The 24,219-nt window shown below is 36.2% G+C and carries 28 protein-coding genes; all 28 read right to left on the reverse strand.

The annotated features are described in order from the left end of the window. Nucleotides 1-7: 7 nt before the first annotated feature. Complete coding sequence (locus tag AZF04_RS01510) at nucleotides 8-871, reverse strand: MinD/ParA family protein (RefSeq protein WP_061947274.1); 864 nt, start codon at nucleotides 869-871, stop codon at nucleotides 8-10. After that, entirely contained in the window at nucleotides 864-2,006 is a 1,143-nt protein-coding gene (flhF, locus tag AZF04_RS01515) for a flagellar biosynthesis protein FlhF (RefSeq protein ID WP_061947275.1), read from the reverse strand. The genes AZF04_RS01510 and flhF overlap by 8 nt, the downstream gene beginning before the upstream one ends. Further along, complete coding sequence (gene flhA / locus AZF04_RS01520) at nucleotides 2,003-4,042, reverse strand: flagellar biosynthesis protein FlhA (RefSeq protein WP_082795212.1); 2,040 nt, start codon at nucleotides 4,040-4,042, stop codon at nucleotides 2,003-2,005. Before flhA ends, flhF begins: the two co-directional genes overlap by 4 nt. A gap of 12 nt (nucleotides 4,043-4,054) precedes the next feature. Next, on the reverse strand, nucleotides 4,055-5,149 hold the full coding sequence (gene flhB, locus AZF04_RS01525) for a flagellar biosynthesis protein FlhB (protein ID WP_061947276.1): 1,095 nt from the start codon (nucleotides 5,147-5,149) through the stop codon (nucleotides 4,055-4,057). Nucleotides 5,150-5,151: 2 nt separating this feature from the next. Next, nucleotides 5,152-5,928, reverse strand: coding sequence for a flagellar biosynthetic protein FliR (gene fliR, locus AZF04_RS01530; RefSeq protein WP_061947277.1), 777 nt, complete (start codon nucleotides 5,926-5,928; stop codon nucleotides 5,152-5,154). Next, complete coding sequence (fliQ, locus tag AZF04_RS01535) at nucleotides 5,928-6,197, reverse strand: flagellar biosynthesis protein FliQ (RefSeq protein WP_045479403.1); 270 nt, start codon at nucleotides 6,195-6,197, stop codon at nucleotides 5,928-5,930. The genes fliR and fliQ overlap by 1 nt, the downstream gene beginning before the upstream one ends. Nucleotides 6,198-6,212: 15 nt before the next feature. Then, nucleotides 6,213-6,917 (reverse strand): flagellar type III secretion system pore protein FliP, encoded by a 705-nt coding sequence (fliP, locus tag AZF04_RS01540; RefSeq protein WP_045479406.1) that lies wholly within the window; start codon nucleotides 6,915-6,917, stop codon nucleotides 6,213-6,215. Further along, a complete protein-coding gene (locus AZF04_RS01545; protein ID WP_061947278.1) occupies nucleotides 6,914-7,639 on the reverse strand; it encodes a flagellar biosynthetic protein FliO in 726 nt (241 codons plus the stop codon). The genes fliP and AZF04_RS01545 overlap by 4 nt, the downstream gene beginning before the upstream one ends. Nucleotides 7,640-7,667: 28 nt before the next feature. Beyond that, entirely contained in the window at nucleotides 7,668-8,030 is a 363-nt protein-coding gene (locus AZF04_RS01550) for a response regulator (protein ID WP_061947279.1), read from the reverse strand. A 31-nt stretch (nucleotides 8,031-8,061) separates the two neighbouring features. After that, nucleotides 8,062-9,243: a flagellar motor switch phosphatase FliY gene (fliY, locus tag AZF04_RS01555; RefSeq protein WP_061947280.1), complete on the reverse strand. Its 1,182-nt coding sequence runs from the start codon at nucleotides 9,241-9,243 to the stop codon at nucleotides 8,062-8,064. Continuing rightward, the gene (gene fliM / locus AZF04_RS01560; protein ID WP_061947281.1) at nucleotides 9,236-10,228 is read right to left on the reverse strand and encodes a flagellar motor switch protein FliM; all 993 of its coding nucleotides are present in this window, start codon (nucleotides 10,226-10,228) and stop codon (nucleotides 9,236-9,238) included. Before fliM ends, fliY begins: the two co-directional genes overlap by 8 nt. Nucleotides 10,229-10,272: 44 nt before the next feature. Further along, nucleotides 10,273-10,707 carry a flagellar basal body-associated protein FliL gene (fliL, locus tag AZF04_RS01565; protein ID WP_061947282.1) on the reverse strand — a complete coding sequence of 145 codons (435 nt, stop codon included), beginning with the start codon at nucleotides 10,705-10,707 and terminating at the stop codon, nucleotides 10,273-10,275. Further along, on the reverse strand, nucleotides 10,694-10,921 hold the full coding sequence (locus AZF04_RS01570) for a flagellar FlbD family protein (protein WP_061947487.1): 228 nt from the start codon (nucleotides 10,919-10,921) through the stop codon (nucleotides 10,694-10,696). The genes fliL and AZF04_RS01570 overlap by 14 nt, the downstream gene beginning before the upstream one ends. A gap of 38 nt (nucleotides 10,922-10,959) precedes the next feature. Then, complete coding sequence (gene flgG, locus AZF04_RS01575; RefSeq protein ID WP_061947283.1) at nucleotides 10,960-11,796, reverse strand: flagellar basal body rod protein FlgG; 837 nt, start codon at nucleotides 11,794-11,796, stop codon at nucleotides 10,960-10,962. Nucleotides 11,797-11,879: 83 nt separating this feature from the next. Then, nucleotides 11,880-12,257, reverse strand: coding sequence for a TIGR02530 family flagellar biosynthesis protein (locus AZF04_RS01580; RefSeq protein WP_061947284.1), 378 nt, complete (start codon nucleotides 12,255-12,257; stop codon nucleotides 11,880-11,882). Between the two features lie 4 nt (nucleotides 12,258-12,261). After that, nucleotides 12,262-12,756, reverse strand: coding sequence for a flagellar hook assembly protein FlgD (flgD, locus tag AZF04_RS01585; RefSeq protein ID WP_061947285.1), 495 nt, complete (start codon nucleotides 12,754-12,756; stop codon nucleotides 12,262-12,264). Between the two features lie 14 nt (nucleotides 12,757-12,770). Beyond that, nucleotides 12,771-14,075 carry a flagellar hook-length control protein FliK gene (locus tag AZF04_RS01590; protein ID WP_061947286.1) on the reverse strand — a complete coding sequence of 435 codons (1,305 nt, stop codon included), beginning with the start codon at nucleotides 14,073-14,075 and terminating at the stop codon, nucleotides 12,771-12,773. Nucleotides 14,076-14,115: 40 nt separating this feature from the next. Beyond that, on the reverse strand, nucleotides 14,116-14,697 hold the full coding sequence (locus AZF04_RS01595) for a magnesium transporter MgtE N-terminal domain-containing protein (RefSeq protein WP_061947287.1): 582 nt from the start codon (nucleotides 14,695-14,697) through the stop codon (nucleotides 14,116-14,118). A 14-nt stretch (nucleotides 14,698-14,711) separates the two neighbouring features. Next, nucleotides 14,712-15,149, reverse strand: a complete 438-nt coding sequence (gene fliJ / locus AZF04_RS01600) for a flagellar export protein FliJ (RefSeq protein WP_045479443.1) — start codon at nucleotides 15,147-15,149, stop codon at nucleotides 14,712-14,714. A 16-nt stretch (nucleotides 15,150-15,165) separates the two neighbouring features. Beyond that, complete coding sequence (gene fliI / locus AZF04_RS01605; protein WP_061947288.1) at nucleotides 15,166-16,467, reverse strand: flagellar protein export ATPase FliI; 1,302 nt, start codon at nucleotides 16,465-16,467, stop codon at nucleotides 15,166-15,168. Next, on the reverse strand, nucleotides 16,464-17,243 hold the full coding sequence (gene fliH, locus AZF04_RS01610; RefSeq protein WP_161485250.1) for a flagellar assembly protein FliH: 780 nt from the start codon (nucleotides 17,241-17,243) through the stop codon (nucleotides 16,464-16,466). Before fliH ends, fliI begins: the two co-directional genes overlap by 4 nt. After that, nucleotides 17,236-18,249 (reverse strand): flagellar motor switch protein FliG, encoded by a 1,014-nt coding sequence (fliG, locus tag AZF04_RS01615; protein ID WP_045479448.1) that lies wholly within the window; start codon nucleotides 18,247-18,249, stop codon nucleotides 17,236-17,238. Before fliG ends, fliH begins: the two co-directional genes overlap by 8 nt. A gap of 13 nt (nucleotides 18,250-18,262) precedes the next feature. Further along, entirely contained in the window at nucleotides 18,263-19,840 is a 1,578-nt protein-coding gene (fliF, locus tag AZF04_RS01620; protein WP_045479451.1) for a flagellar basal-body MS-ring/collar protein FliF, read from the reverse strand. A 55-nt stretch (nucleotides 19,841-19,895) separates the two neighbouring features. After that, entirely contained in the window at nucleotides 19,896-20,198 is a 303-nt protein-coding gene (fliE, locus tag AZF04_RS01625) for a flagellar hook-basal body complex protein FliE (protein WP_045479454.1), read from the reverse strand. A 16-nt stretch (nucleotides 20,199-20,214) separates the two neighbouring features. Beyond that, nucleotides 20,215-20,667, reverse strand: coding sequence for a flagellar basal body rod protein FlgC (gene flgC, locus AZF04_RS01630; protein ID WP_174522642.1), 453 nt, complete (start codon nucleotides 20,665-20,667; stop codon nucleotides 20,215-20,217). A 4-nt stretch (nucleotides 20,668-20,671) separates the two neighbouring features. After that, complete coding sequence (gene flgB / locus AZF04_RS01635; protein WP_061947290.1) at nucleotides 20,672-21,070, reverse strand: flagellar basal body rod protein FlgB; 399 nt, start codon at nucleotides 21,068-21,070, stop codon at nucleotides 20,672-20,674. Between the two features lie 907 nt (nucleotides 21,071-21,977). Beyond that, the gene (gene codY / locus AZF04_RS01640; RefSeq protein ID WP_045479469.1) at nucleotides 21,978-22,757 is read right to left on the reverse strand and encodes a GTP-sensing pleiotropic transcriptional regulator CodY; all 780 of its coding nucleotides are present in this window, start codon (nucleotides 22,755-22,757) and stop codon (nucleotides 21,978-21,980) included. A 23-nt stretch (nucleotides 22,758-22,780) separates the two neighbouring features. Next, nucleotides 22,781-24,175 (reverse strand): ATP-dependent protease ATPase subunit HslU, encoded by a 1,395-nt coding sequence (gene hslU, locus AZF04_RS01645; RefSeq protein ID WP_061947291.1) that lies wholly within the window; start codon nucleotides 24,173-24,175, stop codon nucleotides 22,781-22,783. Nucleotides 24,176-24,219 lie beyond the last annotated feature (44 nt).

Below are 24,219 nucleotides of genomic sequence, written 5' to 3' on the forward strand. Positions count from 1 at the left end.
GGACCTCCTAGCTGAAAGTCTTTTTTCGAAAAAATGCTTTCATTTTTTCGGCAAAGCGAGATGTTTTTGTGATTCTACTTGACTCCCCTAGATAATGGGAAGCAATTGTTTTTAGGCCAGTACTGACTCCAGCATGTGGTAAGAATATAAGAAAAGGCTTTTGAGCTTTTACAGCCTTAGTGACCGATGGATCATTCGGTAGTGAACCTAGGAGGCGAAGCTCTTTGTCTAAAAATTGCTTTGAAACTCTATTAAGATTTGAGAAGGTTTGGGAACCTTCCTCTTTTGTATCTATCTTATTGATTATTAGATACATAGGTTTTGAGTAATCCTTCAATGTTACAAATTTAATCATAGAATAGGCATCTGTCATGGAAGTAGGCTCCGGTGTAGTAACCACCATCATTTCATCCGCTGCCAATATAAAACCAATACTATCCTCTGTAACCCCAGCTCCTAAATCTAATAGGATAAAATCATTCTCTTGACTTAACGATAATAGCTGCTGTGTAAAACGGTCTAATAATGATTGATTAATTTTAACGAAGCTTGTAAGCCCAGAACCACCCGATATATATTGAATATTTTCTGGTCCTTTTTCGATAATATCCCAAATAGTTAATTGACTTTCAAGCATGTCTACAATGCTATATTTAGTCGGTTTTCCCAACATAATATCCAAGTTACCCATACCAATATCCAAATCTACTATCGTCACTTTTTTTCCTTTTTGGGCTAATGCGATAGCAAAGTTTAAGCTGACATTCGATTTGCCGACTCCTCCTTTGCCACTTACAACCGCGACGACCTTAGCCTCTGTTTGCTGATTTTGATTCACCTGCCTGCGTAAACTCTCTGCTTGATCATGCATGCTGGTAACCCTCCAACAATTTTTCGATTAAAAAAGAAGGTGTAGCTTCAATTAAATCATCAGGTACATTTTGTCCGTTACTAATATAAGCGATTCCTTTATTTTGCTCCAAAGGAAGATTGATCATTGCACCATATGTTGAGGTTTCGTCCATTTTTGTAAGAATTAACTGCTCGATTTCTATCATGGAAAATTGCTCGATAATTGCCGCTATATCATCATATTTTGATGTTAATGAAACAACTAAGCTCGTAGTAGCCTCCTCTTTAAAATCAATAATCGTACTCAGTTCCTTCACATAAAGAGGGTCTCTAAAATTTCTACCTGCTGTATCAATGATTACTAAATCATACTCAGCAAAGGCTTCTTTCGCTTTTTGCAAATCTTCTAAATTGTAGGCTACCTCTAATGGAATTTCTAAAATTTTCGCATAGGTTTTTAATTGCTCTACCGCCGCTATTCGGTACGTATCAGTTGTTATGAAGGCTACCTTTTTTTGCTGCTTAAGCGAGGTAATAGCTGCTATTTTGGCAATGGTCGTCGTTTTACCAACCCCTGTTGGCCCAACAATCTGTAAATATTTTTTATTAAATGTAAGTGGCTGTATTAAAGTGGCCTTCATTTTATCCTTTAAAAGCTGTTTTAATTGATTGACAGCCTCTTCATTCGTAACCGTTTTTGCATCATCTTTTAAAAACGAACCCTTGACTAATTCATAGATAAGAGACTCTCTAATTGCCTCCGTAACACCCTGCTTACTTAAAAAAGTAGAAAGAGATTGAAATGGTTCAGGATATTCTTGCTTAGCATTAGGCTTCTTTAATGTTTGTACCATCTCTTTTAATGAATGTAATTCTTGCAGTAAAGCATGGTCTTGCTTTTGAGTCACTTGAATAGGTTTCGCTTCAAGCGGCTTAATCTGGGGTTTTTTTTCTATTTCTTTCACAGCTTTTATTTTTTTGGGCTCTGGATCAACCGCTACAATTACTTCTAGTTTCTTTTTTGTGAAAAACCCTAGAAAACCACCTGTTTGAATTTCCTTTGAGTGGAGAATAACCGCATCGTTACCCAAATCATCCTTGACCTTTTCTTTAGCCTCAGATAATGAATTTACTAAGTATTTTTTTATCTTCATGATGGATTCACCACCCCAACGCTTTGTACTTCTACATTTGCTTCTAGTTCGTTATATGACAAAATTGGAATTTGTGGTAAATAGCGTTCTAGCATTTGCCTCACATACATTCTTACAGCTGGAGAGCAAAGAATGATTGGCATTTGCCCCATTTGTGATAGTCTTTCTGTTTCTTCCATTGTTGCTTGTAAAATGAGCTGCGAATCGTTTGGATCTAGTGAAACAAAATTACCATGCTCTGTTTGCTGAATCCCATCGGCAATTTTCTTTTCAACCGAACCGCTTAATGTAATCACATACAATGGCTCTCCAGGTGTTGAAACCTGTTTTGTAATTTGACGAGCTAGCGATTGACGTACATATTCTGTAATTAAATTCATATCCTTAGACATCGGACCATAATCGGCTAAGGTTTCAAATATAATAGGTAGATTTCGAATCGAAATATTCTCTTTTAATAGATTCTTTAATACTTTTTGAATTTCTCCAACAGACAAGTGATTAGGAGTTATTTCCTCAACTAATGCTGGATAAGTTTCTTTTAAATGATCAATCAATTGCTTCGTTTCTTGACGACCTAACAACTCATATGCATGTCGTTTAATCACTTCTGTTAAATGGGTAGAAACAACAGATGGCGGGTCTACAACGGTATAACCTGAAAGCTCTGCCTGTTCCTTCATCTCCTCCGATATCCAAATTGCAGGTAAACCAAAAGCTGGCTCGATTGTTTCAATACCAACGATTGATTCGTCTTCGACCCCTGGACTCATCGCCATATAATGATCTAAGAGTAACTCACCTTTTGCGACTTCATTACCTTTAAGCTTAATCGTATATTCATTTGGTTGAAGCTGAATATTGTCACGAATCCGAATGACAGGAACGACCATACCTAGCTCTAATGCTAATTGTCGACGAATCATTACGACCCGATCTAGTAAATCTCCTCCTTGATTCGTATCAGCTAACGGTATTAAACCATAACCAAACTCAAATTCAATTGGATCGATCTGTAATAAACTAACTACACTTTCAGGTGACTTGATATCCTCTTCTTCTTCCTCTGAATCGGTAGCCGCTATTTCTTGCTCATTTGTCTTCTTCTCCATTTTTGAGAGCTGGTAGCCTCCAATTGCCAATAGAGCGGCAATCGGTAAGGTAATCCATTTATCTATTGGTGTAACAAGACCTAATAATAAAATAGTCGCAGCCGCAACATATAACATTTTTGGAAAAGCGAGTAATTGTGTAGCAATGTCCTCCCCAAGATTTCCACTTGACGATGCTCTTGTTACAATAATTCCAGTTGCTGTAGAAATGAGTAATGCAGGAATTTGTGAAACTAGACCGTCACCAATTGTTAATACTGTGTACGTCGTAGCTGCTGTTCCTAAATCCATTCCCATTTGCATCATTCCAATAATTAAACCAAAAATCATTGAGATGAATACAATGACTATACTAGCAATGGCATCCCCTTTAACGAATTTACTTGCTCCGTCCATCGCTCCATAAAAGTCGGCTTCTTTTTCAATTCTCTCACGGCGATTTTTGGCTTCTTGATCAGAGATGAGACCTGCATTTAAATCAGCATCAATACTCATTTGCTTACCTGGCATTGCGTCTAACGTAAATCTAGCTCCAACCTCTGAAACCCTTTCGGCACCTTTTGTAATAACAATAAATTGAATAAGAACAATAACCATAAACACGACAAACCCTACAAGCGCATTTCCTCCCACAACATAATTACCAAATGTATCAATGACATTACCTGCATCTGCATTTGATAGAATAGACCTAATGGTCGAGACGTTTAACCCAATTCGAAATAATGTCACAAGTAATAATAGCGTAGGAAAAATAGAAAATTGCAGTGAATCCTTAGTACTCATCGCTACTAATATAATAATAAGAGAGAGAGAAATATTTGTAATGATAAGGAAGTCTATCAATGTAGTTGGTAAAGGAATAATTAACATAATTACAATAAAAATGACACCTATTAAAACGGACAATTCTCTTATTTTCACAACACTCTCTCCTTAACTATTAACCTGTTTATTTTTCAAACGATAAACATAGGCTAAAACTTCTGCTATTGCTTTAAAAAGTTGCTCAGGTACCTGTTCGCCAATTTCAGCTTGACTATACAAAGCTCTAGCTAGCGGCTTGTTTTCGACCATAATGACATCATGGTCACTGGCTATTTTTTTTATTTTTTGTGCTAAGTAATCTACACCTTTTGCAACAATTATAGGGGCATCAGATTGGCTATCATCATATTTTAAAGCTACGGCAAAGTGGGTTGGATTCGTAATGACTACATCTGCCTTTGGAACTTCCTGCATCATCCTTTGCATCGCCATTTCCATTTGCTTTTGCTTTCTTTTAGATTTAATCCTAGGATCCCCCTCCATATTTTTATGTTCATCTTTGATGTCCTTTTTTGACATTCTCATTTGCTTTTCATTATCGTAACGTTGATATAAATAATCAGGTATGGATAATAGTAGCAACAGTAGTGCTACCATTAAACCCATTTGAGCCGTTAAGGTAGCAATTAGTGCAAAACCGTCCAAAATCGATTTCTGGGAAATCTTCATCACATCTTCTAAGTTAAACCATATGACTAAAAAAACAGCGAAACCTACAAATCCGATTTTCAATAACGATTTGCTTAATTCAACAATGGCTCTCACTGAAAAAATTCGTTTGAATCCCTTAATCGGGTCTATCTTTTTTAAATTAAATTTAAGTGGTTCACCCGTAAACAACGGCCCTACCTGAATATAACTGGCAAAAATACCAGCAACCATTGCTACTAGCATTATTGGTAAGAGCACAAGGGCTACTTGGGTGAGAATATCTAGAAACATGACACTTAAATTTGCACTCGTAATATTCATTAGCAAATATTCTTGTAAGCTTTTTCTAAAGACATTAAAAATCATTTCGCCAAGCATCGAACCACCAAATATCCATAAAAACAAGAAAACAGCTAACAATATCAAAGCGGTATTAACATCTGTACTTTTGGCAACCTGTCCCTTTTTCCTTGAATCCTGCCTTTTCTTGGGTGTTGCTTTTTCTGTTTTTTCATCAGCAAAATATTGTAAATTCATTGGTAAAAAATTCATAATCATACACCTCCAAGCAATTGCATAAGCGTCCGCATGACTATTGTGATTTCATTCATTAACCCTCGAACTAGCATAAAGAAAACACCTAAATACACCGATAATAATAAAAGTCCAACTAAAATTTTCAAGGGCATACCAACGACAAATACATTCATTTGAGGCACTGAGCGTGACACCATTCCTAATGCTACATCGACTAAAAATAAGGAACCAACGATTGGAATGGCCATTTGAAAAGCAAACATAAACATGTAAGCAAAGCTTCTTGCTATAAATAGCAAGACATTTTCTTGACCGAATGGCAAAAATACTTGATCGATCGGGATAAACTGATAGCTATGATAAACTCCATCAATCAAAAGATGATGACTATTTGTTGCCAGTAAAAAAAGAATCGTAAATGTATATAAATAACTCCCAATCAAAGGACTCTGCGCCCCCGTTTGAGGGTCAACCACATTCGCTATTAAAAAACCCATATTCATATCAATGAAACCACCAGCTGTTTGAACAGCATACAACATAATCGTTGCAATGAGTCCAACCATAAGCCCAACTAGAGCTTCCTTAATGATTAAAAAGAAGTAAGTGGTGTCAATGGCAATAATCGGATTATCTATTGTAAAAACCATAATCCATGCTAAAAAAATCGAAATACCGACTTTAAAGGTATTGGGAATCGTACGATGCCCATAGATTGGTAAAACAGCGATAAAAGCCAGGACTCTAACTAAAACTAATAAAAACGCGGGTAGCAATACAATCCAATCAGCCATTATCCAATATACCGGTGAAGGTGATGAAAAATATTATAGGCAAAATCGGTTATTTGTGAGAGCATCCATGGACCAAATATGACTAATGCAACAAGAACTCCGACAATCTTTGGGATAAAAGCTAACGTTTGCTCTTGAATTTGCGTAGTCGCCTGAAAAATACTAACTAGTAGCCCTAGACCTAAAGCTACTAATAATAAAGGACCCGCTACTAATAACACAACCCAGACTCCATTTTCAGCTAGGCTAATGATAAATTCTGAGCTCATAAGAGCACCTACCTTTTATCGAAAACTTAATAATAAAGACTCAACAATTAAATACCAACCATCTACGATAACAAATAATAAAATTTTAAATGGCAAAGCGATCATAACCGGAGGGAGCATCATCATCCCCATTGACATTAGAACACTCGCCACAATCATATCAATGACCAGAAATGGAACAAAAATTAGAAAACCAATTTGAAAAGCTGTTTTTAATTCACTAATTGCGAATGCAGGGATTAGGGAGGTCAAAGGAATATCATCCAATGATTCAGGTTGCTCAAGACCTGCATACCCCATAAATAAAGCTAAATCTTTTTCTCGTGTATGAGCTGCCATAAATTCCTTCATCGGAATAGCCGCTTCTTGAAAGGCTTCCTCTTGTGTTAATTCCCCATCCAAAAATGGGGTGAGAGCACGATCATTTACCTCAGAGAAGATAGGTGCCATGATAAAAAAAGTTATAAATAAAGCAATCCCAATAAGTACCTGGTTAGGTGGCACTGACTGTGTCGCTAACCCCTGTCTGACAAAAGAAAGAACGATAATAATTCTAGTAAATGAAGTCATCAGAATTAAAATCCCGGGAGCCAGTGAAAGCACGGTCAAAACTAATAATAATTGCACGGTCGTAACAACGCTTGCTGGATCATCCGATAAAAAATCAAAATCCACACCAGGAAAGGATATTAAATTAGGTGTAATCAAAAACTCAATCATTTATTATTTCTCTCCTTCACCTTTTCATGAAGCTCATTTTGTGAGGATGTTATTTGGGTTAATTGGTTATTCAAAAGCTGTTTAAATTGATTTCTATCAGACGTTTTGTCATTATTTAGATTTTCTTCGTTGCCTTTTTGGAGCTTTTTCTTTAACCACCCAAAACCCGTTTGAACTGTTTGATCCACACCATTTTCCAATTGGGATTCATGTTGCTTTAATATCTGTTCCACTTCATCTTCATTTTCGATTTCCTTTAACAGTTGAATTGAGTCACCTACTCCAACGATGAATAAACGATCACCAATTCTTACTAACTGAATGGAACGATTAGAGCCTAAAGGAACTCCTCCAATATTTTGCATGTAATGATTGGAACGATACACCTGTGTCTTTTTGTTAATAAAACGAAGTCCAAAATAAATAAGAAAGATGACAAAGGCAAAAGCTCCAATTAACTTTAATAATGAGAAAAAAATATTTTGGTTAGAGAGCCCTACCATATCTTCATTTTCATCCTGAAATGGAGTGGTCTCCGTGTCATTTTCAGAGTCATTGGGAGTTTGATTCTCTTCTTCCACAAGCTCTTCACTTTCAGCTTGTCTTTCTTTCAAAGATTCATTTACCATTTTATTGCTCTCTTCAGCAATAGCTGATGGAATGTTGATGCCGGTTAACATAATGATAACCAGACACATCATTACCGTTTTTCGGATTACCACGAAGTGCCACTCCTTATTTACGCATTTACTAACTTAATGTCTTTTGAATTGCTTCTAATACACGATCTGCTTGGAAAGGCTTGACAATAAAATCCTTTGCACCAGCTTGAATGGCATCAATAACCATAGATTGCTGTCCCATTGCTGAACACATAATAATTTTAGCAGCAGAATTGATTTCTCTAATTTCTTTTAAAGCAGCAATTCCATCCTTTTCAGGCATCGTAATATCCATTGTTACTAAATCTGGAGATAATTCTTTATACTTTTCAACCGCTTCTACTCCATCGCTCGCTTCTCCAACAACGTTATAGCCACCTTTGATTAAAATATCCTTAATCATCATTCTCATAAAGGCTGCATCGTCTACAATTAAAACTTTACTCGCCATTCTAACTATCCCAACCCTTTCTACGATATATTTATTTTAAATTACGTACTCTTTCCTCTTGACTGATAATATCGGTCACCCGTACTCCGAAGTTTTCATCAATAACGACTACTTCGCCTTTCGCCACTAGCTTACGGTTGACTAGTATATCTACAGGCTCCCCTGCTAGTTTATCTAATTCAATAATGGAGCCTTGAGTAAATTCTAAAATATCTTTAATTGAACGTTTCGTGCGCCCTAATTCTACCGTGACTTGTAGGGGAATATCTAAAAGCATATTCAAATTTTGTGATTCGGCATCTGATAATGAAGGTGTATCAAAATCAGTAAAAGCTGCTCTTTGAACATTGGCATTCCTCATATGTACATTTTGATTTAATGAAGGAGATTCTTGGTATACAGGAGCACGTTCAGATTCTATTTGTCTATTCACAGGCTGTGACATAGAAATCGACGGTTCTGGTGTTTCTTCCAATACTTCCTCAGAATAAAGAGATTCTGTATTTTGAGCAGGACTTTCTTCATAAGAAGCACTAGGATTCATTAAATCTTCTACTAATTTTTTAGCAAAAGAAACAGAGACAAGCTGCATAATCTTTGAATCAATTAATTCTCCCACTTTTAAACGAAATGATATTTGAACTAAAATATCTTCTTGTGGTAAATGATTAACACCCTTGTTCTCTTTAATATCCATTAAATCAATACTAGGAGGAGAGATATCTACTTTCTTATTAAAGATGGTAGACATCGAAGTTGAAGCCGAACCCATCATTTGATTCATTGATTCTTGAACTGCACTTAAATGCATTTCTGTTAATTCTTCTTGTTCGACTCCTTCTCCACCTAGCATTAAATCAGCAATAATAGAAGCATCCTTTGTATGAATAACGAGAAGGTTCATCCCTTCGAATCCCTCTGTATACTCAACATGTATTGCTACATGAGGCTTAGGAAATTCTTCTGGTAAATTCTTTTTTTCTATTAAACTAAGTTCTGGAGTCGTAATATCGACTTTTTGATTTAATAAGGTTGAAAGAGCTGTTGCAGCACTACCAAAGGAAATATTCCCAATTTCACCTAAGGCGTCCTTTTCAATATCTGATAAATAATCGGTAACTTTTAAGTCACCTGCTTCATCAGTTGAATCATCATCTCCAATACCTTGTAACAAAGCATTGATTTCATCTTGGGAAAGCATATCATCATTCATTCGTGTCGGCCTCCTCCATTTTTTCTGTTATTTGAACAGCCATTTTATTTTTCACTTTTCCTGGTTGAGCCAAGAATTTCTCCTCTCCTCCAACATACACAGTTAAAGGCTTTTGAATAGCTTGGTTCAATGTAATAATATCTCCTTCAGACAGCTGTAAAAATTCCTCAATCGTTATTGATGCCTGACCCAATTGAGCTTGTACCAATAACGGAGCTTTTCTAACATTCGTTTGCAAACTATTAAATTCACTTGGTTTTCTTTCACGCTTTTTCTCTTGCATCCAATAATGCAATGATAGCTTTGGTAGTACCTCTTCTAGTACAACATGAGGTAAACAAATATTAATCATTCCAGATGTTTCAGCAATGGTAGTTGATAGTGAAATGACCACTACTGTTTCATTCGGAGATACCATTTGCAAAAATTGAGGGTTCACTTCCAAATCTTCCATCTGTGTATCTAATTCAACAACAGATGACCAAGCCTCCTCAAAGCTTTCTAACGTTCTTTGAAAAAGCTGTGACATAATTCTAGTCTCAATTTCAGTTAAACTATCCACTTTATTGACACTAATACCTTTACCACCTAATAAGCGATCTAGCATGGCATACGCAACATTTGGGTTGACTTCCATAATGAATCGTCCATCTAGGGGTTGCGGTTGAAATACATTTAATATCGTCATCTTTGGAATGGAACGGACAAATTCTTCGTAAGGAAGCTGATCAACCGAAGTGACTGATATTTGGACAAATGTTCTTAATTGTGCCGAAAAGAAGGTTGTGAGTAATCTCGCGAAATTCTCATGAATTCTTGTTAAACTCCTAATCTGATCCTTTGAGAACCGAAGAGCTCTTTTGAAATCATAAACTTTCACCTTTTTTTCTAACTCTTCTTTTTTTAATTCTTCTGCATCCATTTCTCCTGTAGATATTGCCGATAATAAGGCATCTATTTCACCTTGTGATAATACATCAGCCATATTTTCACCTCACAATCCTGCCACTCGTTCTAAAAAATTATTTTTTACTGAATAACCCAACTGGTCGCATAAACCTTAATTGCTTCTCCCTCACTTAGAAAATCATTAATATCAGACTGAATTTGTAATTCAACTTCCTCAATACTCGTTGAACCAGATAGCTCTGAAGGGTTGATTTCAGAAAGTGTGTGGATAATCAAATTATTCACTTGAAAGTCTCTTTTTTCTAATTCTTCTACTGCTTCTTTCGAATTCAATTGAATATAAAAACTTGCTTTAATGTATCCATTATTGGAATTCAAATTGGTAATAATATCTTCTGTTGTATAAGCTCTTTCAATCAATTGATCAAGCGAATAGTCTTCCTCTGCTAACGTTTCATTCGTAAACTGATTCAATATAACTAGTGCAGCCACTCCTACTAAAATTAAGGCTAGGAGAAAGACCAATAAAATATTGGCCATTTTACTCTTCACCATCTTCTTGACCCTCCATTTCCTTCAGAATCCCTTTTATACCAATCATCTCTAAGCATTCATTTATTTTTTCTTCTACTAGAGAAATTTCGTCTTTGACAACGAGCTTTTTTCCATTTAAAAGCGTAATGGTTGTATCAGGAAAAGCTTCGATTTGCTCAATTAAAATGACATTTAAATAAAAAGTCTTTCCATTTAGCCGAGTTAATTCAATCATTTTTATATGGGCTAGATCTTTCATCTAGCCCTCTCCTTTTATCGTTTTAAGTTAACTAATTCCTGAAGAATTTCATCAGATGTGGTAATAATTCGAGAATTCGCTTGGAATCCACGCTGTGCTACGATCATCTCTGTAAACTCCTCAGATAAATCAACATTCGACATTTCCAATGTTCCTGCAACTACTGACCCAGTACCACCTTGACCCGGAACAAATATTTGAGGTGCTCCTGAGTTAGGAGTAACTAAATATAAGTTATCACCAGCCTTTTGTAAGCCTTCTGAGTTAGGAAATTTAGCTAAAGCAATTTGTACATCAGATTCGATTAATTCCCCTTCACTATCGACGATATTAATGGAACCGTCTTGTCCAATAGAAAAGCTCTTTATATTATCCAATCCAGCTGTAATGTCATCTAAAGTACCACCGGCTATGAGTGAAAAATTGATGTTATTCCCTTCTGTATCTAGCACATATAAACCACTACCATTCACTAAATACCCTTCAGAGTCTAGATAGAAATTACCAGCACGAGTGTAATAATTCGTATCTCCATCTTGCACGACAAAATACCCATCACCTGAAATACCAACGTCAAGAGCTCGACTAGTGTTTTGTAAGCTCCCTTGAGTATGAATCGTATCAATCGTTGACAATTGCATACCTAACCCTACTTGACTTGAATTAACTCCACCACGGTTTGCGGTTGGACCTGTCGCTCCAGACAGTTCCTGACTCATCATATCAGCGAAGGTTGCTCTTCCTTTTTTGAAACCAAATGTATTCACATTCGCTATATTGTTACCAATTGTATCTAATTTTGTTTGCATGTTTCTCATACCTGAAATACCTGAATACATTGAACGTAGCATATTTACACTTCCTTCTATTTTTTTACTTGACTGCTTCTATCAATCCGCAGCTTATGGCTTCCTACTAAGAGGTCCGGCCATATTTAATCCTGTATTAAAATCGTCCCATTAATATTTGAGAAAATTTGCTGATGAGCTTCTTCTCTTGCTAATGCTGTTATAACGGTCTTATTTTTAGCACTAACGATTAGGGCCGCATCTTTTGTCAAGACAAGAGAATCCGTTATGCCCATTTCTTTCGCTTCTTGCACTTTTGATGAGATTTGTTGCCAAGTTTGTGGCAAAATCTCTATTTCTCTTTGTTTTAACCTTTGTTCAGCATGCTTACTTACTTTTAAGCTATTATGTTCCAATTCGTCCCGCAAAAGCTGTTGAAAAGACTGCGTAGTCGATTTTACCTTCGGCGAAGCGATGGAGTGTGGCTGAACCGTTTGTAAGGAGGCTATGGTTACTTTATCCATTAAATCACTCCTTTTGCTCTCCTTGAGTATCATCTGTTCCATTTTTAACTGGTTCTACTTGAACTAACTGATAATTACTAATCCATGTATTATTATCTAGTAATAAGCGAATTGAACCATCACTTTCAATTTTCACTGACTGCACTTTATTTTCAAGATATTGAACTTCTGGACGATGACCATCCTCATTATCTATAAGTTGCATCCATTGAATTTCTTTTCCTATTAATTCACTATGAGTTACTAGATTTTGCGTGATTTGCATATCCATCATTTGGCTTATATTTTGATTCATATTGGTCATTTGCTCCAATGATGAAAATTGAGCCATTTGTGCGATAAATTCGCGGTCGTCCATCGGATTTGCAGGGTCTTGATTTTGTAACTGTGTAATTAAAATTTTCAAAAAGTCATCTTTCCCCAATACATTGGATGATGCCGATCTTGTAGTCGGTTCTAAATTGGAGTACCATAAATCATTCGAAATTGGTTGGCTCATTTGCTCAATCCTTCCTAAATTTGCTCATCGATTGTAAAGGTTGCTAGCCACTCTTGAAAGTCTCGATCCTCTTCTAGTAAAGATTCTTGTTGGTCCTCTTTACTATCTTGTGATTCCTGCTGTGAGCCTTGACTTTGCTCATCGCCCAACCTTTCGTTCTCTTCCATAATCTCAATTTTTTCTAACGGCAATTGCTGTTGCTGTAGAGCTTGTCTTAACTGAAGAATTTGTGATTCTATCAACTCTTTAGCCGCATGTGATGTCGTTAAAATTTTAGCTACAAGTACACCTTCTTGTTGCATAACTTGAATATCTAATCTTCCTAAATGCTCTGGGTGCAATCTTACTTGGATTTTTTGTGTTTGGTTAGGAAGTCCAGCTTTCACTTGTCTTTGAAATATTTGTACAAGCTGTTCAAGCATTTGTCGTGAGTGTACTTCTTGATTTTGATTCGCCCCTAAAAAGATGGAAGCTTGCTGAGCTTTTGGCATTGCTTGAGCAAAGTGATGCTCTTGTACTTTTAAAGGTGTATGAACCTTTTCCTCATCCATAGGATTTGATGGAGCTTGACCAGACATTGAATGGCTTTCTTGACTAAGTATGGCTTGAGTAAGATTTGCAGAAGATGTGATCGGCTTCCAATTCAAATCCTTCATTTGAGGCAGAAAGTAGTTTGCCTTCTGATCCTCTTTTGGGTCTATCCACTGGCTTAAGTTTGAAAAGAAGGTTTGAATTTTGGCTGCCGCTTCTGATGCACCTTTTTCTTTCATCATGGTTTGCAAATAGGTTAAAAGATTATTTCTTTCCTCTTCTTTTAATGAAAGTAGTGATAACGCTAATTGTAGTGGGCTAGAGTTTTTTAAGGAAACCGAATCCGTCATTGCTTTTTCAGTCTTTATTACATTTAGTTCATCCTTAAATACCATCAAGAATAGCAGTAAAGCCTTTGCTTCATCATCCCTCTGAAATTCCTCTAATAAAGAAGATAAATCCTCATCAAAAATCAATGAAGCCTCCTCTAAAATAGAAGGGTCTAATAATTGACTGCCGTGTACTATTTCTTCTATTTGCAGCAAGATTTCTTCATTTAAAGGTTTAGTATCCAAAAATATGGGGAATTGTTCTTCAATCCAACTCGTTAACGCATGCTCTTTTGGATTCTGCAAATTCTGCTCTACTTCTTCTTCCTTGTTTAAATGAAGCTGAGAAGTAAAAAGCTCAAAAAATGGGGACTCTCCCTTTGCTTGTTCAGTCGACTCATTTAACACTTTTATCGTCTGTTCAACCTTTGGATTTCCTGTCATTAATACGTGGATCACTTTTTGTCACCTCCCTTCTAATGTGAAAAGAAAGCAGCCTTTACCTATTGGCTAACCTTTTCATAATTTCCGCTGCCTGCTCACTTTCTAATTTAGAAATAATTTTCGATTGTTCTTCTGATGAGATCGTGTCAAGGTGAACAATACTTTCGTCAATAGTTAACTCTGCGATAATTCTTGCGGCATTTTTAGCAGACATATTTTCATAAAGCTTTCCAATTTCTTCATAAGAATTGGTTGCGTTTGTTTGTACAACATCGTCTTCACTATTTTCCTCACTTAAGAGTGCCCCTATTTCTAATAACTCCTGCTCAAGCTCAGCAATTTGGCTATCTCGCTGTTCAATAGTCTCATTAAGTAAGGTTAAGTTCTCCTGTTGCTGTAGTAATTGCTGTTCTAATTGTTCAAACTCTTCACTTTGGAGCTCACTCACTTCTGCTTGGTCGTCAAAAAATAATGAAACAACCGGCAAAGCAGTAACGGAGCTTTTTATTTTTTCAATGGTTGGATGCTCCACCACTGTAAGCGTGACAACAGCTAAAGCAAGAATGAGCACAAACGGAATGATAAATATAACCATAAACCATTGGAATTTACTCATTTTTTTCTTTGTTTCATTCATCATTATCACCCTTACTATCTTTTGGAGTACATGAGCACTGACATTTCATCCATCATATTTGTTTCAAGGTAGGCTTGATTTTCCTTATACGCCTGCTCCTTTAAATCTTTCATCTTTTGGTACTTTTTAAATTCAATGGTTCTTTCCATTAACTCTTCTTGCTTACGCTGCATATTTTTTCTAGCCATTTGAGTTCGTATTTGTTGCTTATTTATTTGATCCTGAAGTCTTAGAAATTGAGATTCCTGAACTTGGATATCACGAATTTTTATGCCTTTTTCAATTTGATTACGAGCTGCGTCTTCTAAGCTTTCTTTTGATTTTAAAAGTTGATATAAAACCGTAGCTGTATTCTCAAAATCGTCAACCGCTTTTGAATAAATGGTTTGACCTTCTTTTTTTTCTCTTTCTCTTAACTCCATAACCTTTTGTAACGAAAACTGAAAGGTCATAAGTTCAACACACTCCTTATCCAAATTGACTAATAAGCTGTTCTATTGATTTTTCAGCATCCAGAACATCATCGGTTTCTTGCTTTAAGAAATCGATAATTTGCGGATGAGCAGTTATTGCTTGGTCGATTTCAGTAGAAGACCCTTTCTTATAAGCACCAATTTGAATTAAATCTTCTGCTTCTAAATAAGTAGATAAAAGATTGCGTACATTTTTTGCTGTTTGATTATGTTTAGTAGATACAATATCATCCATTACTCGACTAATACTTTTTAAAATATTAATAGCAGGATAATGGCCCTTATTAGCCAGCTGTCTTTCAAGAACAAAATGTCCGTCCAAAATCCCTCGAACAGCATCAGCTATCGGTTCATTCATGTCATCTCCATCAACTAAAACCGTATAAAAAGCAGTGATCGAACCTGAATGATTAGTACCAGATCGCTCTAGAAGCTTAGGTAAAGCAGCAAATACACTTGGTGTATATCCTTTAGTAGTTGGAGGTTCTCCGATCGCTAAGCCTATTTCTCGTTGGGCCATGGCAAACCGCGTCACAGAATCCATCATTAAATTGACATTTAACCCTTGATTACGGAAATATTCAGCAATGGCTGTCGCTGTCATTGCTCCTTTTATTCTCATTAATGCAGGTTGATCGGAGGTAGCCACCACCATAATGGTATTTTTTAAGCCTTCTTCGCCTAAATCGCGCTCAATAAAATCCTTTACCTCTCGACCACGCTCACCAATAAGAGCAATTACATTAATATCCGCAGCTGAATTTTTAGCAATCATCGCCATTAGTGTACTTTTACCCACACCACTTCCAGCAAAAATGCCTACCCTCTGACCTTTACCTACTGTCAAAAAGCTATCAATAGCGCGTACACCTAAACTAAGCATTTCTTCAATTCTCGGTCTAGTAATCGGATTTGGAGGAGGTTGTTCCGTTGGAAATGGAGTTAATCCTTTAGGAAGAGCATCTCCACTTAACAACTCTCCACAACCATCTACTACTTTCCCTATCAACGAGTAGCCAACTTTTACTTGTAATGACTTACCCGTTGCTTCTACTAAACTACCTGGAGCGATTTGAGAGATTCCATTTAAAGGCATTAGTAACACAAATTCATCTCTAAAACCTACTACCTCTGCTTTTATTTTTTGGTTTCCTTTACCAACTAAAATATAACAAAGCTCTCCAACAGATGCCTTTGGGCCTTTTGCTTCTATTGTTAATCCCACAACTCTCGTTACTTTTCCAAACCATTTGTATGAGCTTAAATCCTCTAATTTCCCTATTAAATAATCATTCATTTTTCAAGCTCCTGTAGCACCTCATGAAGCCGAGCCTTTAGTTCGTTTAGTTGCAAATCTAATGATGCCTCCATACGACCTAACTCGGTTTCAATGGTACAGCCATGCTCTGGCAATGATGAATCCGGATAAATAGCTAGCTCTTGTGTATGACTTAAAAGCTGTTTGATTTCTTCCTTCTGTTTGAGAGTATGCTCATACCAATTGCTCTCAACATATATTTTAATCTTTTGATGCTCGCGAACCTCTTGAATAATTTGAAAGAGCATACTGTCCCAAATCTCTGAATTCGTGGATAATTCTTTACCTATTACTTTTTTAGTTAAAGCATGAGCGAGTTGGATTATTTCAGGCTGTAATTCCTCTAATTTCTTTTGATAATCCTCTTCAGCTAATTGAACAATATGATTGGCTTGCTCTAATTGATTAGTAAAATCCTCAAGAGCTTTTTCACTTCCTTGTTCATAGCCACTTTGATATCCAGAACGAATCGCTTCTTCTTTAAGCTTTTCGATTTCCTTTAACATCTCTTCTTTCTCTAGATCAAGGTCTTGTCTCCATTGCTCTATTTCAATAGTAGCTTTATCTAATAATTGCTTAGATTCGAGCCTTGCTTGTTCTAACATAAGCTTACTTTCATTTTCTCTTTCTTCGAATGAAGGTTGAGATTCTTCTGAAATCATTGCTCTTGGAAGAATCCGCTCAAGAGATTGAATTAATATCTCTCTGTCTTGATCCTTAGATTTTGTAAAAGAAGACTTGATAATGTTAGACAATAATATCATCTCCTCCTCCACGAGCAATGACGATTTCCCCAGCTTCTTCTAAGCGTCGTATAATCGAAACAATCCTGGATTGAGCCTCTTCTACATCTCGTAATCTAACAGGTCCCATGTATTCCATTTCTTCTTTAAAAGCTTCAGCCATTCTATTCGACATATTACTAAGAACAATTTCTTTCACTTCATCACTTGCTACTTTAAGAGATAGCTGCAAGTCTTCATTTTCAACATCCCGAATAACACGCTGAATAGAACGATTGTCCAGTGTAACAATATCTTCGAAAACAAACATTCTTTTCTTAATTTCTTCTGCAAGTTCTGGATCTTGAATTTCTAGTGCATCGAGTATCGTTCTTTCTGTACTTCTGTCGACACTATTTAACACTTCAACGACAGACTCAATCCCACCAGCATCTGTATAATCCTGAGTAACAGTAGCTGAAAGCTTTTGCTCCAAAATCCCTTCAACCTCATTAATGATTTCTGGAGAGGTGCTATCCATAACCGCAATTCTTTTTGCAACATCAGCTTGAACCTCTTGTGGTAATTCAGATAAAATTTGACCCGCTTGCTCACTTTCTAGGTAAGATAAGATTAAAGCAATGGTTTGCGGATGTTCATTTTGAATAAAGTTTAAAATTTGTGATGGGTCGGCCTTACGAGCAAAATCAAAAGGTTTCACTTGCAGTGTGGAAGTAAGCCTATTAATGATACTCATGGCTGCTTGCTCACCCAATGCCTTTTCTAAAATGCTCTTAGCATAACCGATACCACCTTGGGCAATATAATCTTGTGCTAGAACCAAGGAATGAAACTGTTCTAATATCTCTTCTTTTAAAGAGCTATCTACTTTTCTCACATTTGAAATTTCTAATGTTAATTGCTCAATTTCTTCCTCACTTAAAAATTTATAAACATTTGCAGCTACATCTGGTCCCAATGAAATCAAGAGAATAGCTGCTTTTTGTCTACCCGTCAACGGTTTATTTGCTCTTGTCAAAGTCGTTATCCTCCTAATCTTCAGAAAGCCATGTGCGGATTAACTTCGAAAAGTCTTCAGGTTTCTCGCGTGCCATTTTTTCTAATTGCTTACGCTTATTGGCACTTTCGCTAGAATCCTCGTCAGGCAGATCTTCGATTTCCGTTAATAAATGACTCTGCTCATCTGCAAATTCTTCTGCCTCGTTATTTTTTGACTTTCTCACTAACATTATGATTAAAACAACAATAATGATGACTAAAAGACCAGCAAGTACATATAGCCAAGTTGATACAGAGGAAGGAGCTGCATCATCAAATACTGGCTTCCCTTCAAAAGGTTGTGAAGAAACAAAGATTCTTTCTTCCACCATTGCATCCGTTAACTCTTCATCATAAATACCAGAAATTGAGGTTCGCACCATCGTTGATAGTATTTGTTGAATGTCATTTAATTGTTGTACAGGGAGCTCGGCCATCCCTTCTGGAGGCTCAACCATTACCTGAATTCCAATATCTCGAACTTGATAAGGGCTTTCGACAATTTCTTTATTAATACGGTTTACTTCGTTATTAATTCTTTCCTCTGTCTTTTCCCATTCAGCTTCTCCAGCTCCGTCAATTCCTTCATAGTTTATAATTTCATCCCCAGCACCAGGAACACCACCTACATTTGTCCCTGTACCACTGTAAGCTTCTTCTATTCTTTCAACGCTTAAGGCAATGCCTTCCATTGTTTCTTCATTTACAGGTTCAACCAATTGTTCTACACGATTTTCTTGTGTGAAGTCAATATCAGTTGTAACTGAAACTAGCACTTTGTCACGCCCAACCATCGTTCCAAGCATCTGCTGTAACCCACGTGTGATATCCTGCTCGATTTCTTTTTGAATTTTTCTTTGTTGTTCAAATGTCGTTAAGGTAGTTGAACTGTTTTCATCATCGTATAAATAACTATTAAACATTTGATCAGATATACCGATATTCTCTATAGGGAGATTTGGAACACTTTTTGACGCCAGGTGATACAAAGCACGAACTTGATTAGCATCGAGCTGGTATCCAGGATCAACTTGTAAAATAATAGCTGCCGTAGCGGCTTCTTTTTCATTATTTAACCAGACACTTTCTTCTGGCAATGTAATCATGACATTAGCACTTCGAATTCCATCGATAGAGCTCATTAGATTTTCAAGCTCAGTTTGAATCGCTGCGCGCTCGATGACACGAAACTCATTATCTGTCATTCCAAAACCCATCTGGTCCTGTATAGCGGTGTAATCGATCGTTCCACTATTAGGAATCCCTTCAGCAGCAAGCTCAACCTTCAAATTATCAACAATTTGCTCTGGTACCATAATAGTAGTCCCATTATCGGTTACATTTGAAGCAATCCCCCTAGAATCAAGGGTTTCTTTAATTTGTCCTGTTTCTTGAACTGTTAAATTACTATATAAAGGTGCATAATTTGTTCTTGTCGTAAAGAAAAGTAGTAAACTGATTAGTAAAATAAGACCAATAATAGCGATAATAAAATATCTCTTTTGTGATACTGTTCTCTCTGACCAGTAGCTCGTTACTTTTTCTTTATATCCTATAAGTTTCTCGTTCATGATTCCTCCTACATTCAAAAAAGCAGTAGAGAATTTTATTAAAATTGCTCGTTATCTATACTTGCATTCTCATAATTTCTTGATATGCTTCAACGACCTTATTTCTAACTTCAACCGTTGCCTGAAGAGTAATAGAAGCTTTTTGACCGGCTATCATTACTTCATGCAAATCTTCTATATTACCAGTTGCTAAAAGCTGTGTTTTTTGCTGTGATTCATGCTGCGCTTCATTTACCGCATTTAAAGCTTCTTGGAACGCAGCTTTAAAGCTTTCCTGTGCTTGTGCTGGGGTTTTTAATGGTGTATTCACTTGCTCGCTATTATGTACAAATGGAGATGAAATCTGATTGATTTCCAATTTTAGTCACGCCTTTCTACTTTCCTATTTCTAGTGCTTTTAGTAGCATGTTTTTTGAAGCGTTCATTGTTGTAATATTCGCTTCATAAGAACGTGTGGCACTCATTAAATCTACCATTTCCCTTAAAGGATCTACATTCGGCATAGAAACATATCCCTGTTCATCAGCATCTGGATGTTCTGGATTATATATCAATTTAAATGGTGTCGTATCTTCAACAATAGATGAGACCCTTACACCCTGTCCGACTTGTTCATTATTCATTGCGGTCGATAAAAACGAAGAAAATCCTTGATTCGAATTCGGACTAAGAGTAACCATTTTTCTCCTGTATGGTTGCCATTCTCCATTGACCATCTGCCCTCGAGTTGTTTCCGCATTTGCCATGTTAGCAGAGACAACATCCATTCTAAATCTTTGAGCAGTTAGAGCCGTTGCACTCGTATTCATGCTATTAAAAATCGTCATCTCTTTAGCTTCCTCCCCTTATCACCATTTTCAAATTCGAAAAGCTACCGTTCATTCTATCTATTAAGCTGTTATAATAGATTTGATTTTTAGCTAACTCAGCCATTTCTTGGTCAATATCTACACTAGCACCATTATGAGTATAAGATGTTTGTTCTTGAATGATGCTTGGATGTGAACTTGATGATTTAAATTCCAAATGATTTGAATGAGTACGGTATGCATTTAATGTTGATGAAGAGTCTAATTCTTTTTTTAGTACGTCCTGGAAGCTTACCTTTTTTGCTTTATAATTAGGTGTATCTACATTTGCAATATTTTCAGAGATAGCTCGATGACGTAATTGTGAACCATTAAGACTTTTCTCTAAAACACGCATGGTCGTTCCTGAAAACAAATCCACCTTTCACCCTCCTGAAATCATAATCAAATTATCCCAAAAAACGATAACTTTTCCCATATTTCTACAAATTCTCTCAATAATCTTATAAGAAAATTGTAATAAAGATTGGGACAAATGTCTAACCTCGTTTTACCTAAAATAACATTCAGTAAAAATGTACTAAATAATTAGGGGTATTTCACGTTTTTTTCGACAAAATACGCGCAAAACACACACCTTTTCTATCATTTCAATGGTTAAACTACATACTTTTTTACCATCAAAAAAAGGTTGATTTTTTCCTCACAGTACAAATTTGTCCAATTTTCGAACAATTACTCTATCAATATTTTCGATTATCATTCAAACTCTACAACCTTTTAACTAGAATTACTGTGTCTAAATAACTAGATACTTTATATTTTCTTCTGTTCATTCCGATTTTAGCAAACGACATTTTTTCATCTTTTTACAGAATATTTTGTGTTTAATCGACAAAGATAAGATACTCCTATGGTTTCTAACCATTAAATAGGAACGAACCTTTAGTGAAACTTTAAATGAATCAATTTCATCATGCATATCTTATAATGAAAACTGAACGAATAGGTTTTTGATTTCCACTTTAGGTAGATGCTTTCCCAAGGGCTTGTCTTCAGCTAACTCTGACTACGCAGAGCTTCGTCAGAGTGGATCTTCACACTGTTGGGAGTCACTACCTACCGTTACAATCAACAAGTGAATTCACAAACATTCGAAACATAACTTATAAAAACGTTTGGTTCCATTCATATTTAATTCGTGCCTTAGATTTATTTCCAGGACGATCCTATACTCATCTTATACAAAACAAAAAAGTGAAATGGAGCAAAGCCCAAATCACTTTTTGAATAGAGGATTTAGAGACCTAAAAGTAATCCCTTAAACCTTATTTTGATTTTAATTTATCTAATTCATTTAAGAATTTGTCATTTAAGACTTTTATATAAGTACCCTTCATTCCTAAAGAACGAGATTCAATAACACCTGCACTCTCAAGTTTACGAAGTGCATTGACAATAACAGAACGAGTAATTCCTACACGGTCTGCAATTTTACTAGCAACTAGTAGCCCCTCTTTACCATCTAATTCATTAAAGATATGCTCTACTGCTTCTAATTCACTATATGATAGAGAGCTAATGGCCATTTGCACAACCGCTTTACTTCTAGCTTCCTCTTCAATTTCTTGTGTCTTCTCATGTAGAATTTCCATCCCTACAACTGTTGCACCATATTCTGCTAAGATTAAATCGTCATCGTTAAATGACTCTCCTAATCTTGATAAAACCAAAGTACCTAGTCTTTGACCTCCACCAATAATAGGAACAATCGTCGTTAAACCTGATTGAAATAAATCCTTATTTTCAACAGGAAAAGCAGTATAATCACTTTCAATATCTAAGTTAGCTGTCGTTTCCTCTATTTTAAACAATCCAGATGTGTACTCCTCTGGAAACTGACGATCATCAAACATTTTTTTCATTCTTTCATTTTCAATCTCTTGACTAATAGCAAAACCTAATAGCTTTCCTCTTCTGCTTACAACAAACACATTAGAGCTTATCGCATCACGTAAAGTTTCTGCCATTTCGCGGAAATTCACATGCTGACCACCCGTTTTTTGAAGCATTTCATTGATTTTTCTAGTTCTTGTTAATAAAGTCATAATAACTTTTCCTCCTAAAATCCTTATAAGATAAATTGACTTAAATCCCGATTTTTTGCGATCGTAGCTAATTTCTCATCTACATATTCAGGAGTGATCACAATCTCCTCTAAATTAATATCAGGTGCTTCAAAAGATAAATCCTCTAACAATCTCTCTAATAAAGTATGAAGTCTACGAGCACCAATATTTTCTGTATCTCTGTTTACTTCTGTAGCAATTGTCGCAATCTTATGAACAGCTTCGTCTGAAAATTTAACTTTTATACCTTCCGTTTCCAAAAGAGCTATATATTGTTTAACGATCGCATTATTTGGCTCTACTAAAATCCGAACAAAATCTTCTTTTGTCAGGTTATTTAATTCAACTCTAATAGGAAAGCGTCCTTGTAACTCAGGAATTAAATCAGACGGCTTTGCAACATGAAAAGCACCAGCTGCAATAAATAAAACGTGATCCGTCTTAACTGGTCCATATTTAGTTACAACGGTTGAGCCTTCTACAATTGGTAAAATATCTCTTTGAACCCCTTCTCTAGATACATCGGCAGATTGTTGATTTCCTTTACCTGCAACTTTATCAATTTCATCAATAAAGATGATTCCCAAGTGTTCAGCTTTTTGAATCGCCTCCTGGGTCACTTCATCCATGTCGATTAATTTCTGTGCTTCTTCCTCTGTTAGCACCTTTCTTGCTTCACTTACAGGAAGTCGACGTTTTTTTCTTTTTTTAGGAAGCATTCCCCCAAGCATCTCTTGCATGTTCATGCCCATTTGCTCCATGCCAGCTCCCTGAAACATATCCATAAAGCCTTGAGTTTGCTCTTCTACTTCTATTGTAACCATGTAGTCTTCAAGCTCTCCAAGAGCTAATTGGTGAGCAATTTGCTTTCTTTTTTGAGCAAGGCCTTGATCCTCAGACGGTTGTTCATCATCAGAAGAGTCATTTTGATTTCCGAAGAACATTTCAATCGGGTTCTTATAATTGGATTGTTTTTTTGCTTGCGGAGCTAATAAACTTACTAATCTTTGATTTGCTTGACGTTCCGCTTGTTCTCTGACACTTTCCATTTTTTCTTGTTTCACTATTCTTACACTGGATTCCACAAGATCTCGAACCATTGACTCAACATCTCTACCTACATAGCCGACTTCCGTAAATTTAGTAGCTTCCACCTTAAGAAATGGAGCTCCTACTAATTTAGCTAGTCTTCGAGCAATTTCAGTTTTCCCGACACCAGTCGGACCAATCATTAAAATATTTTTAGGCGTCACTTCATCCCGCAACTTTTCTTCAAGCAAGCCTCTGCGGTAACGATTTCTAAGAGCCACGGCAACCGACTTTTTTGCTGCCTCTTGACCTACTATAAATTGATTTAGTCGCTCAACAATTTGACGAGGTGTTAAAGAAGTACTCATTGAACCACACTCCTTTTCTCAAAACATTCTATTTTTTCCACGCA

It is taken from the genome of Alkalihalobacillus trypoxylicola (assembly GCF_001590785.1).
In the GTDB taxonomy this organism is placed as follows: domain Bacteria; phylum Bacillota; class Bacilli; order Bacillales; family Bacillaceae_D; genus Alkalihalobacillus; species Alkalihalobacillus trypoxylicola.